This window comes from Phenylobacterium haematophilum (assembly GCF_014196295.1).
Taxonomy (GTDB): Bacteria; Pseudomonadota; Alphaproteobacteria; order Caulobacterales; family Caulobacteraceae; genus Phenylobacterium; species Phenylobacterium haematophilum.
This window is the reverse complement of record NZ_JACIDK010000002.1, coordinates 500,264-514,673: the sequence shown is the minus strand read 5'-3', so window position 1 is coordinate 514,673 and position 14,410 is coordinate 500,264. Positions and strand designations below refer to the sequence as shown.

Sequence of the window (14,410 nt, the reverse complement as noted above, 5' to 3'; positions counted from 1 at the left end):
CGCGGCGTGCAGCCGCTATGAGTTCGGGGCTAGTCTCCTTCGACTAGGCGTCCCGCATGGTGCGCTCGGCGCGGCATGTTCATGCAAATACACATCCTGATCCGATCCTGACCGCCCCGCGAGGCGATGTCAAATTCCGCAGATGCGGCCATGGCGGCAGGCAAAGGGGCTCGCGCGCGCGGGCGCCCTCTGCTACAGCCCCGGGACATGACTTCGGTTCGGAAACCCCTGCGAATTATTCGCCCGGCGTGACGCCGCCGGACGATCGCTCCAGCGCGCGCCGGGTTCCACCCGCTTAAGTCCTCAAGCTCCGAGCCAAGCTGGAAAGTCCCATGGCCGACGACGCCGAAATGCCTTCGCGCGACTATCGCGAAACCGTCTTCCTCCCGGAAACCCCGTTCCCGATGCGCGCGGGCCTGCCGCAGAAGGAGCCGGAGATCCTGGCCCGCTGGGCGAAGGCCGATCTCTACAACGCCGTCCGCGCCGAGCGGCAGCGCGCCGGCGCGCCGCTGTTCGTGCTGCACGACGGCCCGCCCTACGCCAACGGCGCGATCCACATCGGCCACGCCCTGCAGAAAACGCTCAAGGACTTCGTGGTCCGCTCGCGCTTCCTGCTCGGCTATGACGTCGACTACGTGCCCGGCTGGGACTGCCACGGCCTGCCGATCGAATGGCAGATCGAGAAGGAGCTGAAGGAGAAGGGGCGCCGCAAGGACGAGGTCTCCAAGGCCGAGTTCCGCGCCCGCTGCCGCGAGTACGCGGCCCATTGGATCGACGTGCAGCGCGACGGCTTCAAGCGCCTGGGCGTGATCGCCGACTGGGAAAACCGCTACGCGACCATGGACTATTCGAGCGAGGCTGCGATCGTGGCCGAGTTCCACAAGTTCGTGGCCAGCGGCCAGCTCTATCGCGGCTCCAAGCCGGTGATGTGGAGCCCGGTCGAGCGCACCGCCCTGGCCGACGCCGAGGTTGAGTACCATGACCATGTCTCGCCGACGATCTGGGTGAAGTTCCCGGTGGTCGAGGGCAGCGACGCAGCCCGCGGCGCCAGCGTGGTGATCTGGACTACGACGCCGTGGACCATCCCGGCCAACCGCGCCATCAGCTATTCGGACTCGGTCGACTACGCCGTCTACCAGGTGGAGGCCATGGTAGAGGGGCTGGAGTTCGAGCCCTGGGCCAAGGCCGGCGACAAGCTCATCGTCGCCGACAAGCTGGCCGAGGACGTGTTCAAGGCGGCGAAGATCGCCAGCTGGCGCAGGATCGAGGCGGTCGACTGCCAGGGCATGGTCTGCGAACACCCGCTGGCCGCGCTCGACACCCACTATGCGTTCCAGGTGCCGCTGCTGGACGGCGACCACGTCACCGACGACGCCGGCACCGGCTTCGTGCACACCGCGCCAGGCCACGGCGCCGACGACTATCTGGTCTGGCTGGCGCACGGTCATCGCGACATCCCCGACATCGTCGATCCGGACGGCGCCTATTATCCGCACGTGCCGCTGTTCGCGGGCCTCAAGGTGCTGGAGACCGAAGGCAAGAAGGCGGGCAAGTTCGGCCCGGCCAACGGCGCGGTGATGGACAAGCTGATCGAGGCCGGACGCCTGCTGGCGCGCGGGCGGATGGAGCACTCCTATCCGCACTCGTGGCGCTCCAAGGCCCCGGTGATCTTTCGCAACACCCCGCAGTGGTTCATCCGCATGGACGAGCCGGTCGACACCCCGCAGCTGGGCGGCCGCACCCTGCGCGAGGCTGCGCTGGAAGCCATCGAAGCCACGGCCTTCTATCCGGCCGGCGGCAAGAACCGCATCCGCTCGATGGTCGAGACCCGTCCCGACTGGCTGATCAGCCGTCAACGCGCCTGGGGCGCGCCGCTGGCCATGTTCGTCGACAAAGAGACCAACCAGCCCCTGCACGATCCGGAGGTCGACGCCCGCATCATCGCGGCGATTGAAGCCGAAGGCGCCGACGCCTGGTTCAACCGCCCGGTGACCGACTTCCTCGGCAGCCACGATCCGGAGCGCTACGAGAAGATCGACGACATCCTCGACGTATGGTTCGACTCCGGCTCGACCCACGCCTTCACGCTGGAGAACCGCGAGCACACCAAGTGGCCGGCGGACCTCTATCTCGAGGGTTCCGACCAGCATCGCGGCTGGTTCCAGTCCTCGCTTCTGGAAAGCTCCGGCACCCGCGGGCGCGCGCCGTACGACGCCATCCTCACCCACGGTTTCACGATGGATGAGAACGGCGAGAAGATGTCGAAGTCCAAGGGCAACGTCGTCGACCCGCAGGCGGTGATCCGCGAGTCCGGCGCCGAGATCATTCGGCTGTGGGCGGCGATGATCGACTATTCGGACGACAGCCGCATCGGCAAGACCGTTCTGCAGACGACCTCGGACGCCTATCGCAAGCTGCGCAACACCGTCCGCTACATGCTGGGCGCCTTGGCCGACTACTCGCCGGACGAAGCGGTCGAGTTGGAGCAGATGCCGCCGCTGGAGCGCTTCATCCTGCACCGGCTGTGGGAGTTGGACGCCCAGGTGCGCGCCGGCTACGAGGGCTATGTCTTCCAGGACGTGATCCGGCCGATCATCGAGTTCTGCCAGACCGACCTGTCGTCGCTGTTCTTCGACATCCGCCGCGACAGCCTCTACTGCGACCGCCCCGACGCGCTGCGCCGGCGCGCCGCCCGCACGGTCATGGACGCAGTGTTCGAGCGGATCACCGCTTGGCTCGCGCCTCTGACGCCCTTCACCATGGAAGAGGCGTGGACCACCCGCTATCCGGACGCGCTCTCCAACTGCCTGCGGCAGATTCCCGAGACCCCGGCCGAGTGGCGCAACGACGCCGAGGCCGAGCGCTGGGCGAAGGTGCACCAGGTGACCAGCGTGGTCACCGGCGCGCTGGAGGTCGAGCGCCGTGAGAAGCGCATGGGTGCAGCGCTGGAGGCCGCCCCGAGCGTGCACGTCGCCGACGCCGCCCTGCTTGCCGCTTTCGAGGGCCTGGACGCCGCCGAAGTGTTCCGGACCAGCCAGGCGACCCTGGTCGCCGGCGAGGGCCCGGCCGGCGCTTTCCGGCTGGCCGAGGTTCCCAGCGTCGCCGTCGAGCCGCTGAAGGCGCAAGGCCGCAAGTGCGCCCGCTCGTGGCGGATCCTGCCGGAAGTCGGCTCGGACCCGCGCTATCCGGACCTGTCCCTGCGTGACGCCGACGCGGTCGCCGCCTGGGACGCTGCGCGGGCTTGAGCCTGACCGCAGGATAAACCACAGTTCCGGTCGCTCCTGCGGGGCGACCGGAAAATGGGAGCACTCTTGAAGTCCATCTCCAAACTCGGCTGGGCCGCCTATGGCCTGGCCGCCTTCGTGATCCTGGCCGACCAGTTGTCGAAGTACTGGATCCTCTATGTCTACGACCTGCCGGCGCGGTTCTCGACGCCGATCGCCGGGCCGTTCTCGCTCACCATGGTCTGGAACCGCGGCGTCAGCTTCGGCCTGTTCCGCGCCGACGCCGACCTGGTGCGCTGGATCCTGACGATCTTCTCGATCGCGGTCGCGATCGCCCTGTCGATCTGGGTGCGCAAGGCCGATCGTCCGATGCTGAGCGTCGGGCTGGGGCTGGTGATCGGCGGGGCGATCGGCAACGCCATCGACCGCATCCGCTTCGGCGCGGTGGTCGATTTCCTGGATTTCCAGCGCCTGGGCTTCTTCCCCTGGGTGTTCAACGTCGCCGACAGCGCCATCACCATCGGCGTCGTCTTCTTGTTGCTCGATTCCCTGCGTAAGGAATCGGCTGCTTAATCGCGTTGGCGGGTATGCCCGTATGCGCTATTTACCCACCCTTCACCGCCGGGGGGCGGCTTTCGGAGACTCAAAGTTGATGCGTCTGAACCGTGTGCTCGTCGCGTCCGCCCTCGTCGCGGCGACCGGCCTTGGCCTCGCGGGCTGCAATTCCACCCGCAACGCCCTGGGCATGACCAAGGTCACCCCTGACGAGTTCCGCGTGGTGTCGAAGGCCCCGCTGGTGGTTCCGCCCGAATACGCCCTGCGCCCGCCGGCCCCCGGCGAGCCGCGTCCGCAGGAGCTGCAGCCGGAAAGCGCCGCGCGCAACGCCCTGCTCGGCGCGCGCGAGGCTCAGGCCCGTTCGGACGGCGAGAAGCTGCTCGTCGCCAAGGCCGGCGCCGACAAGGCCGACCCGCTGATCCGCTACGTCGTCGACGACGAAACCGGCGCCCTGGCCCACAAGGACAAGTCGTTCGCCGACAAGGTCATGTTCTGGAAGCCGGGCGACACCACGGGCGGGAGCGCCGCGGTCGTGGCGGCGGCGGGCGACAACGTCCCGGCCCCAGTCGATCCGGCCGCCGAGGAAGCCAAGATCAAGGGTCTGACCGGCGGCGCGCCGGTCGTGATCTCCCGCGAGAAGCAGACCCGCATCAAGCTGCCGGGCCTGTAGGACGCACGATCATATGCTCCCCATCTAGGGGAGCTGTCAGCCTACAGACTGACTGAGGGGGACTTTGACGCTCTTCGTTGAGAGCAGTCCCCCTTCGCCTCGGCGCTACACGCCGATCCACCTCCCCCAAGAGTGGAGGATTTAGATTTATTCCCCCGCCTCCACATCGCCCGGCGTCTTGACCTCGTAGCCCTTGGCGCGGAGCTGATCGAGCACGCCGCCCTGGGCCAGCAGAGTGCGCAGCGGCGCCACGGCGATGGCGTGGCCCGGCGCCTTCAGCGCCGTCTCGATGTCCCTGGCCAGATCCTTCTTCACCCGCGCGTCGAACGCCTGGGCGCCCGGTGTGACGGCGATGCAGCGCTCGTAGCTGCGCTCGGCCCCCAGCGCCCCGGCCACGTCGCCGTCGGCCCAGGCGCGCGAGGCGGCCAGGGTGCGGCCCGGACCGGCCTCGATCTCGCCCATCACCTCGTCCAGGCAGGCCTCGCCGGCCGCCGGCGATGTGCGGATCACCGCGCCCAGCAAAGGGCCGAGGTCATAGGAGCGCTGCACCACCTTCACCCCGCCCTGCTGGGCCAACAGCTTGATCAGCTTGGTCGGGTCGGCGGTGGTGAGGTTCTCCTTCTCGCGGTAGTCGTCGGTGAGCATCAAGGCCGCGGCCAGCGGATGCTTGGTCTTGTAGTGGTCAGCCGGCTGACCGAGCTTGGTGCGCACGGCGACGAACCGCTCGCGTTCGGCGGGACTGAGACTGTCTTCGAACGGCTTACCCGACTTCAGGCGCAGATAACTGATCGCCGCCCCCGGCGCGCCGGCCAACTTCACCTTCAGACCGGTGAACGGCAGGATGACCGCGTTGGCGCCCTCCAGATGGCGTTCGAACTGCAGACGGTCCCATTGCTGGCGCTTGGGCGCCACGGTCGGGGCGCCGAGCACGTAGACGGTGGACGTGCCGTTGGAGACGCGCCACCAGGCGGGTCCCGGCAGCCGCGCGGTGACCACCAGTTCCTCGACCAGGGTCTCGTTGGGATCGACCACCCCGGCCGGCAACGGCGGGACCGGAACCAGGGGAACCTGGGCCGAAACGGGAGATGCGAGAATGACGGCGGCCAGCGCCACGCCGAGGGTCGGTTTCACGGACCACCTTCCAGACTTGCCCCCCGGAATCGCCATATAGTGACGAGCTAATCGAAGCGTGACCATGCCCATCCGCCGTCTTCCGCCCGAAACCGTCAACCGCATCGCCGCCGGCGAGGTGGTCGAGCGCCCTGCGAGCGCCATCAAGGAACTCGTGGAAAACGCGCTGGACGCCGGTTCGCGTTCCATCGAGGTGCAGGCCGACGGCGGCGGGCTGACCCGCATCCTCGTCGCCGACGACGGCTGCGGGCTGTCGGCCAACGAATTGGCCCTGGCGATCGAACGGCACGCGACTTCCAAGCTCGCCCCCGACGACGCCGGCGACTACGACCTGCTGCATATCCACACCCTCGGCTTCCGGGGGGAGGCCCTGCCCTCGATCGGCTCGGTGGCGCGGCTGTCGATTTCCTCGCGGGCCAAGGGCCTGGCCGACGCCCACGCCATCCTGGTCGAGGGCGGCCAGGTCGGGGCGGTGACGCCCTCCGGCTTTCCGGGACCGCACGGGGCGCGGGTCGAGGTCCGCGACCTCTTCTACGCCACCCCGGCGCGGCTCAAGTTCATGAAATCCGAGCGCTCGGAAGCGCTGGCCATCGCCGACGAGATCAAGCGCCAGGCCATGGCGCACGAGGCGGTTTCCTTCGCGCTCGATCTCGACGGGCGGCGCACGCTGCGACTGCCCGCCGAGAGCAAGGGGGCGGACGGGCGGCTGGCCCGCCTCTCCTCGATCATGGGGCGCGAGTTCTCCGAAAACGCCTTGGAGATCGACCACGAGCGCGAGGGGGTGCGGCTGACCGGCTTCGCCGGCTTGCCGACCTTCAACCGCGGCAACAGCGCTCACCAATACCTGTTCGTGAACGGCCGGCCGGTGCGCGACCGCCTGCTGCAAGGCGCGCTGCGCGGGGCCTATGCCGACTTCCTGGCCCGTGACCGTCATCCGCTGGTGGCGCTCTATCTCGACCTCGACCCGTCGCTGGTCGACGTCAACGTCCACCCGGCCAAGGCCGAGGTGCGCTTCCGCGATCCGGCCCTGGTCCGCGGGCTTATCGTCGGCGGCCTGCGCCACGCCCTGGCCAGCGCCGGGCACCGTGCGGCCACCACCGTCGCCAGCGACACCCTCTCCAACCTGCGCCCTGGCTGGTCGCCGCAGCCCAGCTATCCGCCGCCGCAGCCTTCGGCGCAGGGCTTTTCGGCCTGGCAGGCCGGCGGCTGGGCCCCGGCCATCGCTGCGGCCATTCCAGGCCTGACCGACATCTCGGCCCGCGCCGAGGTCGCCGAATGGCCGCCGGCGCCGGCGGCCTACACGCCGGGCGTTCAGGAGGCGCCCGCGCCGTCAGTGGTCTTCGACCCTGTCGACTTCCCGCTGGGCGCCGCGCGCGCCCAGGTGCACGAGACCTACATCGTCGCCCAGACCCGCGACGGGGTGGTCATCGTCGACCAGCACGCCGCCCACGAGCGCCTCGTCTACGAGCAGATGAAGGTGCAGATGGACGGCGGCGGGGTCGCGCGCCAAGTGCTGCTGCTGCCGGAGGTGGTCGAGCTCGATCCCGCCGAGGCCGAGCGCGTCGTCGCCCGCGCCGACGAACTGGAGGCCATGGGCCTAGTCGTCGAATCCTTCGGCCCCGGCGCGGTGCTGGTGCGCGAGACCCCGGCCCTGCTGGGCGAGACCGACGTCTCGGGCCTGATCCGCGACATCGCCGACGACCTGTCGGAGAACGGCCAGGCGCTGGCGCTCAAAGAACGGCTGGCCGAGGTCTGCGGCACCATGGCCTGCCACGGTTCGGTCCGGGCCGGCCGGCGGCTGACCGCGCCGGAGATGAACGCCCTGCTGCGCCAGATGGAGGCCACGCCCCACTCGGGTCAGTGCAACCACGGCCGCCCGACCTATGTGGAGCTAAAGCTCGCCGACATCGAGCGGCTGTTCGGGCGGCGCTGAACCAAAGTGTCATCCCGGTTTGCGAAGCAACACCCGGCCCCATGAACACCGGATAGATCAGGATACGGCTCGGCCGCGCCCCATTATTCAGACTCAGACGCGAATGGGCCGCGGTCTTCGGCTTCGCCGAAACCGGGATGACGCCGGTAGCCCGACTCACCACCAGGTCAGGTCGGTCCGCTTGCCGCCGACGATCACGCCCTTCAGCCGCGCGCGGCCGTCATCCCCCACCGAGACGACCGCGAAGGCCGGGGCCTCGCCCTGGCGGCGCTCGCGCAGGGCCTTCTCGATGGCCTGGGCCTCGTCCTGGTCGGCATGGAAGCGGTCGACGCCGATGTCGAGGGTGACCACGTCGGACTCGGTGTTTCCAAACGCCGTGCGCGAACAATAGACCCCGCCGCGCACCGCCAGCTCCGCGCCCCCGGCCAGGGCGGCCTGGCGGCTCGCCCCGACGCCGATGAAACGGTAGTGGCCGCCCGCAGGCTTCAGGCCGATCCAGCCGCCGTCCTCGAAGGTCGATCGCTCGCGCGGACAGGGCTGGCCGAGCGCCAGTTGCTGGGTGAGGCGCAGGGCGACGTAGTGGCCGGTCAGCAGGTCGCGCGGATCGACCGCCTCCATCGGCAGCAGCGCCTCGCGGCCGGTGGCGCGGGCGCCGTTCTCACGCAGCACGACCCCGACCAGCAGCAACACCAGGACGGCGGAGGCGGCGGCGATGCGCAGGGGCAGATTGCGCATCATGCCTTGCCCCTCCGCCGGGTCAGGCCGCCGGCGATCAGCGCGATCAGCGCGCAGACCGCGAACAGACCCGCCGCGGTCATCAGGCCAAGACCCAGATCAAATAGGATGGTGCAGACCGCCGCGATCATCGAGACCACCCCGGCCGCCGTGACCATGCCCTGGCGGTCGTGCATGCCCAGCGCGATCACCCCGCCCGAAAGGATCAGCCAGGCGGCGCGGTGGGCGATCAGCGCGCCGCCCTTGAACTCGTCGAACCCGGCGACGCCGTAGAACACCAGCGCCCCCCAGACGAACCAGAGCAGGAAAATCAGCGCCGTGCGCCGCTCGCCGAGTTGCCGGGCACCCCCCGCCAGCAGCGCTAGCACGGCGGCGCTGGCCAGCAGACTGGTCGCGCCCCAACGTTCGAACTGCGCGATCGCCGCCACCAGCCCGACGATCAGCGCCAGAGCCGAGGCGTGCGCCAGCGGCTTGGAATTCCAGAGCCAGGCCAGGCCCATGCCGACCGGCGCGGCGAAGATCAGCCAGCGGCTCTCGCCGCCGTCGAAGCGGCCGGCGAACTCCCCGAACCCGAAGAGGGCCAAGGCGACCACCCCGGCGGCGCTGGAGCGTCCGGCGATCGTCAGCAGGGCCGCGGCTAGACCGGCGCTGCGCAAGGCGCGTTGTGGATCGCCGGCGATGTCGAAGATCTGGCCGGTCAGGCCGATGGCCGCGGCGTAGACCAGCGCCGCCACCGCCAGCAGGGTGTTGCTCAGCAACGGACGCCCGACGCGCGCGGCCCAGGCCCCGCCGCCCGCCACCGCCAGGAAGAGGCCGACGATCAATCCGAACCGCGGGAGACGCGGGATCGCGCCCCAGTTGGCGGCCACGAAGGCGATGGCTGCAGCGCCGAGCAACAGCGCCCCGATCACTGCCAGGGCGGCCGAGGCGTCGATCCGCCGGCCGTCCGACACCCGCTCCAGGATCGCGCCGCGATTCGCCGCCGGCACCAGGCCCGCCGCGATCCACTCATCCAGGTCCTTGGTCAGTCGAGCCCTGTAGCTCGCCATCCGCGCCTCCTCGCCGAGGCCAGACCCTCGCCCATGCCGGCGGCGCAGGCAACCGGTCAGGCCGCGACCGACTCCGCGTCCTCGATGAACAGGCCGTTGATGGCGCTAAGCAGGCGTTCGGCCTTGATCGGCTTCTCGACCACGCCATCCATGCCCTGGGCCAGATAGCTGGCCGCATCCCAGGGATCGGCGTTGGCGGTGATGGCTAGGATGGGGACCTGAGCGGCTGCCCCGGCCAGGCCGCGGATGCGGCGGGTGGCGCCGACGCCGTCGAGGTTCGGCATCTTGATGTCCATCAGCACCAGGTCGAAGCGGCCGGTGGCCGCGGCGCTGACCGCCTGTTCGCCGTCCTCGACGCTTTCGCTCGTACACCCGAACATGCCGCACAGGGTCTCGGCCACCAGACGGTTGGTGGCGTTGTCGTCGGCGATCAGCACGTGCAGGCCGCCGGCCCCCTGGCTGAGATCGGGTTCGGCGGAAATCTCGGCGTCGGTCGGGGCCGGCAGGTCGAACAGCGGAAACTCGAAGCCGAAGGCGGTTCCGGCCTCGTCGCTGGTCACGCCGATGGCGCCGCCCATCTGTTCGACCAGTTGGCGACAGATCGACAGGCCCAGGCCCGCGCCGCCCTCGCGCACGCCCGCCTCGGTCTGACTGAACGGCTGGAAGATCGCGCCCAGGCGATCGGCGGGGATGCCGACGCCGCTGTCGCGCACCTCGCCCTCGACCAGCACATGCACGTCGCTGCGGCGAGCCCGCAACGTCACCTGCACGCCGCCATGGCGGGTGAACTTCAGGGCGTTGCCGATCAGGTTGTTGAACACCTGCTTGATCCGTACAGCGTCGCCCAGCGCCCACTGGTCGCGCGCGCCCTCATAGCGGAAGGAAAGACTCAGCCCCTTGAGCTCGGCCCGCGCGGTCCAGAGCGCCGACAGGTCGTCCAGAAGGCCCGGCAGGTGGAAGCTGTCCTCGGCGAGCTCCAGCTGGCCGGCGTCGGCGCGGCTGAAGTCGAGGGCGTCGGTCAGCAGCCGCAGCAGGGTCTGCCCGGAATCCTGGATGGTGGTCACGTAGGGTTTCAACGCCGGATCGCCCAGCCGCCGCTGGAGGATGTCGGCGATGGCCAGCACCCCGTTCAGCGGCGTGCGGATCTCGTGGCTCATCACCGCCAGGAATTGCGACTTGGCGGTCAGGGCGCTCTGGGCCTCCAGCTTGGCCTGGTTGAGGGTGTCGGCCAGCCGGGTCATCTCCTCGGCGTGGGCGCGGTTGGCGGCGTTGGTCGCCTGCAGCAGGGCCAGCGTCGAGCCGACGCCCGCGTAACGCCCGCCGCTCACCACCACGAAGCCCTTCATGACCTCGCTGGAGCGGTCGGCCAGCACGTCGCCGCAGAACTCGGCCACCGGCGTGTCGCCCTCGGCGATCAGCGGCGCGGCGTTCATCAGCAGCGAGATCGGCCTCAGGCCGTAGAGCGCGCGGCCGTAGTGGGCGGCCATGGCCACGAAGAAGGCGTTGCGCTCGACCAACCCTACGGGACGGCCTTCCGCATCTACGACAGCGATGGCCAGGGTGTCGGGCTCGCTCTGGAAGCGGTCGTACACGTCTTGGCCTAGCGTCTCGGGCGTGATCGGCGCGATCGACTGGATCAGGTCGAGCAGAGTGGCGGACATCGAAGGAGCTCTCGCGGGTCGAGCAGCGCTTAGTCCATCCTCGACTAATGAGCCGTGAATCCGTCGACGCTTTCTTTGTTAAATCAAATACATAATGTCACACAATCGTCATCTGGGCGTCACATGCGAGAGACGTCCCGCCCTCGCCCTGGACGGCCGCGCTCGGCTGCGCCATCATCGCCAAGTACGGCTCAAGGAAGAGGATTTCATGTCTGAGCTTGCGTTCGAGGTCCGGGCCTAACCGCCGAGCCGGCGTCCTCGTCTGAAATCGGCAGTCAGGCCCCAACGTCCGCGCCCTCGTTTTCACGAGATCTGGCCCGGGCGCGTTTCCTCATGCCTGAACGCTGGATATTCCATTGAACGTTTCAAAAGCGCAGCAACGCACGCTGCACGCCCTGGCCCAAGGCGGCCGGATCATCCTCGAACGCGACCATCGCGGCGACATCCTCGCGGCCGACTGCGTCACCCGCGACGGCTGGGTGCTCAGCGACTGCAACGTCGCGGTCTTCAAGAGCCTGAAGCAGAAGCGGCTGATCGCCAGCCGCGACAGCCAGCCCTATCAAATCACCAAGGAGGGACTGAAGAGCCTGCGCAGCCAGCTCGACAACCGCACCACCGCCCGCACCTTCTAGGCGCCGGCGAACTTCAGGAAATGGACGCGCGCGGCGCCGTAGTCGCGCGCGTCCAGCTTCTCGAAGCCCTCGACCTCGAAGTCGGGTTCGTCGCTGCCGCGCTCGAACATCACCACCGCGCCGGGGGCCAACCAGCCGCCGGCGGCGAGCTTGGCGAGCGCCACCTCGCCCAGGCCCTTGCCATAGGGCGGATCGAGGAAGGCGAGATCGAAGGCCGGACCGTCCGCGCCGGGCCGCGTCCCCAGGTCGGTGGCGTCGCGGCGATGCACCCGCGTGCGTCCGAACAGGCCCATGGCGTCGACGTTCTGGCGGATCGCGCCGCGGGCCAGTTCGTCGGTCTCGACGAACAGGCAGAAGGCCGCGCCGCGCGACAGCGCCTCAAAGCCCAGCGCCCCCGAACCGGCGAACAGGTCGATGATCCGCAGGTCGCGCACGCCCGGCGACCATGCCGCGTGCTCAAGGATGTTGAACACCGCCTGGCGCGCGCGGTCGGAGGTCGGACGCGTGCGATCGCCCTCCGGCGTGGCGATGGCCTTGCCGCGGAACTCTCCCGAGACGATGCGCATCAGCCGTCCCGCTTAGGACCGCGCGGACCGCCGGGCCGCGGCCCCTTGGGACCAGGACGCGGGCCGCTCGGCTTGCCGCCAGGGCCCGACCGCGGACGATCGGAACGCGGGCCATCGCCGCGCGGGCCGTCGGAGCGGGGCCCGGACCGCGGACCGCCGAAGCCCGGCTTGCCGCCTGGCCGCGGCCCACGCGGGCCGTCGGCGCGTTCGGGACGTCCTTCACCGCGCGGCGCATCGCTGCGCGGACCTCCGGGACGAGGTCCCGAGCGCGGGCCGCCGAAACCTGGCTTGCCGCCCGGACGCGGGCCCGACGGGCGCGGACCGCGCGGGCCGTCGAAGCGCTCGGCGCGCTCCTCGCCGCGGGGCGCGTCACCGTCCGGCCGCGGGCCGCGCGGGCCACGGTCGGGACGCGGGCCGCGCTCGGGACGGCCTTCGCCGCGCGGCGCGTCGCCCTCACGGCGCGGACCGCGGGCGGGCCCCGCCCAGTCGCCACGGGGACGATCGTCCGAACGGCCCTCCGGACGCGGGCCGAAGCCGCGCGGCCTGGCCGGCTTGCCGTCGTTGGAGCGCGGACCGCGCTCGATCAGGGTCGCGCCCTTGCGCGGGCCGTCGTCGCGACCGCCGGGCTTGCGCTTCGGGCCGCCCGGCCGAGGCGGACGCGGCGGGGCCAGCGGGTCGCCGGGGGCATAGCTGCGAATGCCGCCCGGGGTGTCGCCGGGAATGCGGGCCGAACGGCGGCGCGGCGCGAGCGGCACGGCGGGCGCGGCCTCGTCTTCGGGACGCGGCGCGCGGCGTCGTTTGACCGCGCCGGCCTTGATCTCGACCTTGGGCCGGGCCCAGCCTTCCTTGTAGGTCGGCTTGGGCTTCGGCTCCGCCGCGGGACGGGCCGACGAGCCCCGACGGCCTGTGCCATCATGCACAGCATGGGCGCCGGGCGGGGCCTTCGGGGCCTTGAACGACGGACGGTCGCCGGTCGGCAGATTCTCTGGCGAGATGTATTCGACCAGCTGCTCGCGGATCACCCGCGGGCCGACTTCCTCGATCTGGCCGATCGGCAGCGAGCCGAGCGCGAACGTGCCATAGGACATGCGGATCAGCCGCCCGACCTCCAGGCCGACCGACTTCAGCACCTTCCGGACTTCGCGGTTCTTGCCTTCGGCGATGGTGACGGTGATCCAGATGTTGGCGCCGCTCGGGCCGTCCTTCGCCTTGTCGATCTTGGCTTCCAGCGGGCCGTAGCGGACGCCGTCTACGGTGACGCCATCCTGCAGCTTGTCGAGATCGGCCTGGGTCACCCGCCCGCGGGCGCGCACCCGATAGACCCGCACGACGCCGCTGGACGGCTGCTCCAACGCCCGGGCCAGTTCGCCGTCGTTGGTGAGCAGCAGCAGGCCTTCGGAGTTGATGTCGAGGCGGCCGATGGAGATCAGGCGCGGCAGGCCCGGCGGCAGCGCGTCGAACACCGTCGGGCGGCCCTGCGGGTCCTTGTGCGTGGTCAGAAGGTCGATCGGCTTGTGATAGCGGAACAGCCGCGTCGGCTCGGCCGCGTCGACGACCTCGCCGTCGACCGTGAGAATATCGTCAGGCCGGACGTTCACCGCCGGGCTGGTCAGCACCTCGCCGTTCAGGGCCACTCGGCCCTCTTCAATGAGTTTTTCGACGTCTCGCCGGGAGGCTACGCCTGCCCGAGCCAGCGCCTTTGCGACGCGCTCACCTTGACCGGAGGGCGTCTCGTCGTTTCGTTGGGGGTCGTGGATCATGATCATCGCACCATGCGCATCGCGCTCGCGGCGGCGCAAGACGCTGCGTCACGCGGAGAAACTCCCGTAGGCGCCGTCGTCGTCGATCCGAGGACCGACGAGATCGTCGCCATCGGGGCCAACGGCCCGATAGGCGCGCACGATCCGACCGCTCATGCCGAGATCGTCGCATTAAGGCAAGCCGCCGCGAAGCTCGGGAACTACCGGCTGACCGATCTTACCCTGGTCGTCACGCTGGAACCCTGTGCGATGTGCGCGGGCGCAATCAGCCATGCGCGCATCGGCCGCGTCGTGTTCGGGGCCGAAGATCCCAAGGGCGGCGCCGTCGTGCACGGACCGAGGTTCTTCGAACAACCGACCTGCCACTGGCGCCCGCAGGTCACCGGCGGAGTGCTGGCCGAAGAAAGCGCTGAGCTGTTGCGCGACTTTTTCCGGGCGCGGCGCAAGAAGAAGGGCTGAGCATGCGCACGCCGATCCTGGCCGCCGCGCTGCGG

General features: G+C 69.9%; 12 protein-coding genes. 6 read left to right on the top strand and 6 right to left on the bottom strand.

Annotation, left to right across the window (positions count from 1 at the left end; genetic code table 11):
- Window positions 1-332 precede the first annotated feature (332 nt).
- The 3 genes from ileS (at window position 333) to GGQ61_RS08420 (ending at window position 4,449) form a co-directional block, all read left to right on the top strand.
- The gene (gene ileS, locus GGQ61_RS08430) at window positions 333-3,245 is read left to right on the top strand and encodes an isoleucine--tRNA ligase (RefSeq protein ID WP_183771487.1); all 2,913 of its coding nucleotides are present in this window, start codon (window positions 333-335) and stop codon (window positions 3,243-3,245) included.
- A 54-nt stretch (window positions 3,246-3,299) separates the two neighbouring features.
- Window positions 3,300-3,797, top strand: a complete 498-nt coding sequence (lspA, locus tag GGQ61_RS08425) for a signal peptidase II (protein ID WP_183771485.1) — start codon at window positions 3,300-3,302, stop codon at window positions 3,795-3,797.
- A gap of 79 nt (window positions 3,798-3,876) precedes the next feature.
- Entirely contained in the window at window positions 3,877-4,449 is a 573-nt protein-coding gene (locus GGQ61_RS08420) for a DUF3035 domain-containing protein (RefSeq protein WP_183771483.1), read from the top strand.
- A 147-nt stretch (window positions 4,450-4,596) separates the two neighbouring features.
- Here the strand turns inward: GGQ61_RS08420 and GGQ61_RS08415 are convergent, their stop codons facing one another.
- Window positions 4,597-5,580, bottom strand: coding sequence for a TraB/GumN family protein (locus tag GGQ61_RS08415; protein WP_183771481.1), 984 nt, complete (start codon window positions 5,578-5,580; stop codon window positions 4,597-4,599).
- Window positions 5,581-5,644: 64 nt separating this feature from the next.
- Between GGQ61_RS08415 and mutL the strand changes: the two genes are divergently transcribed.
- A complete protein-coding gene (gene mutL, locus GGQ61_RS08410) occupies window positions 5,645-7,513 on the top strand; it encodes a DNA mismatch repair endonuclease MutL (protein ID WP_183771479.1) in 1,869 nt (622 codons plus the stop codon).
- Between the two features lie 156 nt (window positions 7,514-7,669).
- Here mutL and GGQ61_RS08405 read toward each other — a convergent pair whose 3' ends face one another.
- The 3 genes from GGQ61_RS08405 to GGQ61_RS08395 are packed head-to-tail and all read right to left on the bottom strand — an operon-like array spanning window position 7,670 to window position 10,958.
- Window positions 7,670-8,251 (bottom strand): GDYXXLXY domain-containing protein, encoded by a 582-nt coding sequence (locus GGQ61_RS08405; RefSeq protein WP_183771477.1) that lies wholly within the window; start codon window positions 8,249-8,251, stop codon window positions 7,670-7,672.
- Window positions 8,248-9,297: a DUF2157 domain-containing protein gene (locus GGQ61_RS08400; RefSeq protein ID WP_183771475.1), complete on the bottom strand. Its 1,050-nt coding sequence runs from the start codon at window positions 9,295-9,297 to the stop codon at window positions 8,248-8,250. The genes GGQ61_RS08405 and GGQ61_RS08400 overlap by 4 nt, the downstream gene beginning before the upstream one ends.
- A 56-nt stretch (window positions 9,298-9,353) precedes the next feature.
- On the bottom strand, window positions 9,354-10,958 hold the full coding sequence (locus tag GGQ61_RS08395; RefSeq protein ID WP_183771473.1) for an ATP-binding protein: 1,605 nt from the start codon (window positions 10,956-10,958) through the stop codon (window positions 9,354-9,356).
- A gap of 356 nt (window positions 10,959-11,314) precedes the next feature.
- Between GGQ61_RS08395 and GGQ61_RS08390 the strand changes: the two genes are divergently transcribed.
- Complete coding sequence (locus GGQ61_RS08390) at window positions 11,315-11,590, top strand: YjhX family toxin (protein WP_183771471.1); 276 nt, start codon at window positions 11,315-11,317, stop codon at window positions 11,588-11,590.
- Here GGQ61_RS08390 and rsmD read toward each other — a convergent pair.
- Together rsmD and GGQ61_RS08380 are read right to left on the bottom strand one after the other, a co-directional pair.
- A complete protein-coding gene (rsmD, locus tag GGQ61_RS08385) occupies window positions 11,587-12,156 on the bottom strand; it encodes a 16S rRNA (guanine(966)-N(2))-methyltransferase RsmD (RefSeq protein ID WP_183771469.1) in 570 nt (189 codons plus the stop codon). The genes GGQ61_RS08390 and rsmD overlap by 4 nt on opposite strands.
- Window positions 12,156-13,916 carry a pseudouridine synthase gene (locus GGQ61_RS08380; protein WP_246370588.1) on the bottom strand — a complete coding sequence of 587 codons (1,761 nt, stop codon included), beginning with the start codon at window positions 13,914-13,916 and terminating at the stop codon, window positions 12,156-12,158. The genes rsmD and GGQ61_RS08380 overlap by 1 nt, the downstream gene beginning before the upstream one ends.
- 12 nt (window positions 13,917-13,928) lie before the next feature.
- On the opposite strand from GGQ61_RS08380, the gene tadA reads away from it, so the two are divergent.
- A complete protein-coding gene (gene tadA, locus GGQ61_RS08375) occupies window positions 13,929-14,375 on the top strand; it encodes a tRNA adenosine(34) deaminase TadA (RefSeq protein ID WP_183771465.1) in 447 nt (148 codons plus the stop codon).
- The last annotated feature ends 35 nt before the right edge of the window (window positions 14,376-14,410 follow it).

Bases quoted from the DNA above. Each gene is read 5' to 3' on its own strand.
- GGQ61_RS08380 (WP_246370588.1), bottom strand. From the start codon at position 13,916: ATGATCCACGACCCCCAACGAAACGACGAGACGCCCTCCGGTCAAGGT.
- mutL (WP_183771479.1), top strand. From the start codon at position 5,645: ATGCCCATCCGCCGTCTTCCGCCCGAAACCGTCAACCGCATCGCCGCC.
- lspA (WP_183771485.1), top strand. From the start codon at position 3,300: ATGGGAGCACTCTTGAAGTCCATCTCCAAACTCGGCTGGGCCGCCTAT.
- tadA (WP_183771465.1), top strand. From the start codon at position 13,929: ATGCGCATCGCGCTCGCGGCGGCGCAAGACGCTGCGTCACGCGGAGAA.
- ileS (WP_183771487.1), top strand. From the start codon at position 333: ATGGCCGACGACGCCGAAATGCCTTCGCGCGACTATCGCGAAACCGTC.
- rsmD (WP_183771469.1), bottom strand. From the start codon at position 12,156: ATGCGCATCGTCTCGGGAGAGTTCCGCGGCAAGGCCATCGCCACGCCG.
- GGQ61_RS08405 (WP_183771477.1), bottom strand. From the start codon at position 8,251: ATGATGCGCAATCTGCCCCTGCGCATCGCCGCCGCCTCCGCCGTCCTG.
- GGQ61_RS08420 (WP_183771483.1), top strand. From the start codon at position 3,877: ATGCGTCTGAACCGTGTGCTCGTCGCGTCCGCCCTCGTCGCGGCGACC.
- GGQ61_RS08395 (WP_183771473.1), bottom strand. From the start codon at position 10,958: ATGTCCGCCACTCTGCTCGACCTGATCCAGTCGATCGCGCCGATCACG.
- GGQ61_RS08400 (WP_183771475.1), bottom strand. From the start codon at position 9,297: ATGGCGAGCTACAGGGCTCGACTGACCAAGGACCTGGATGAGTGGATC.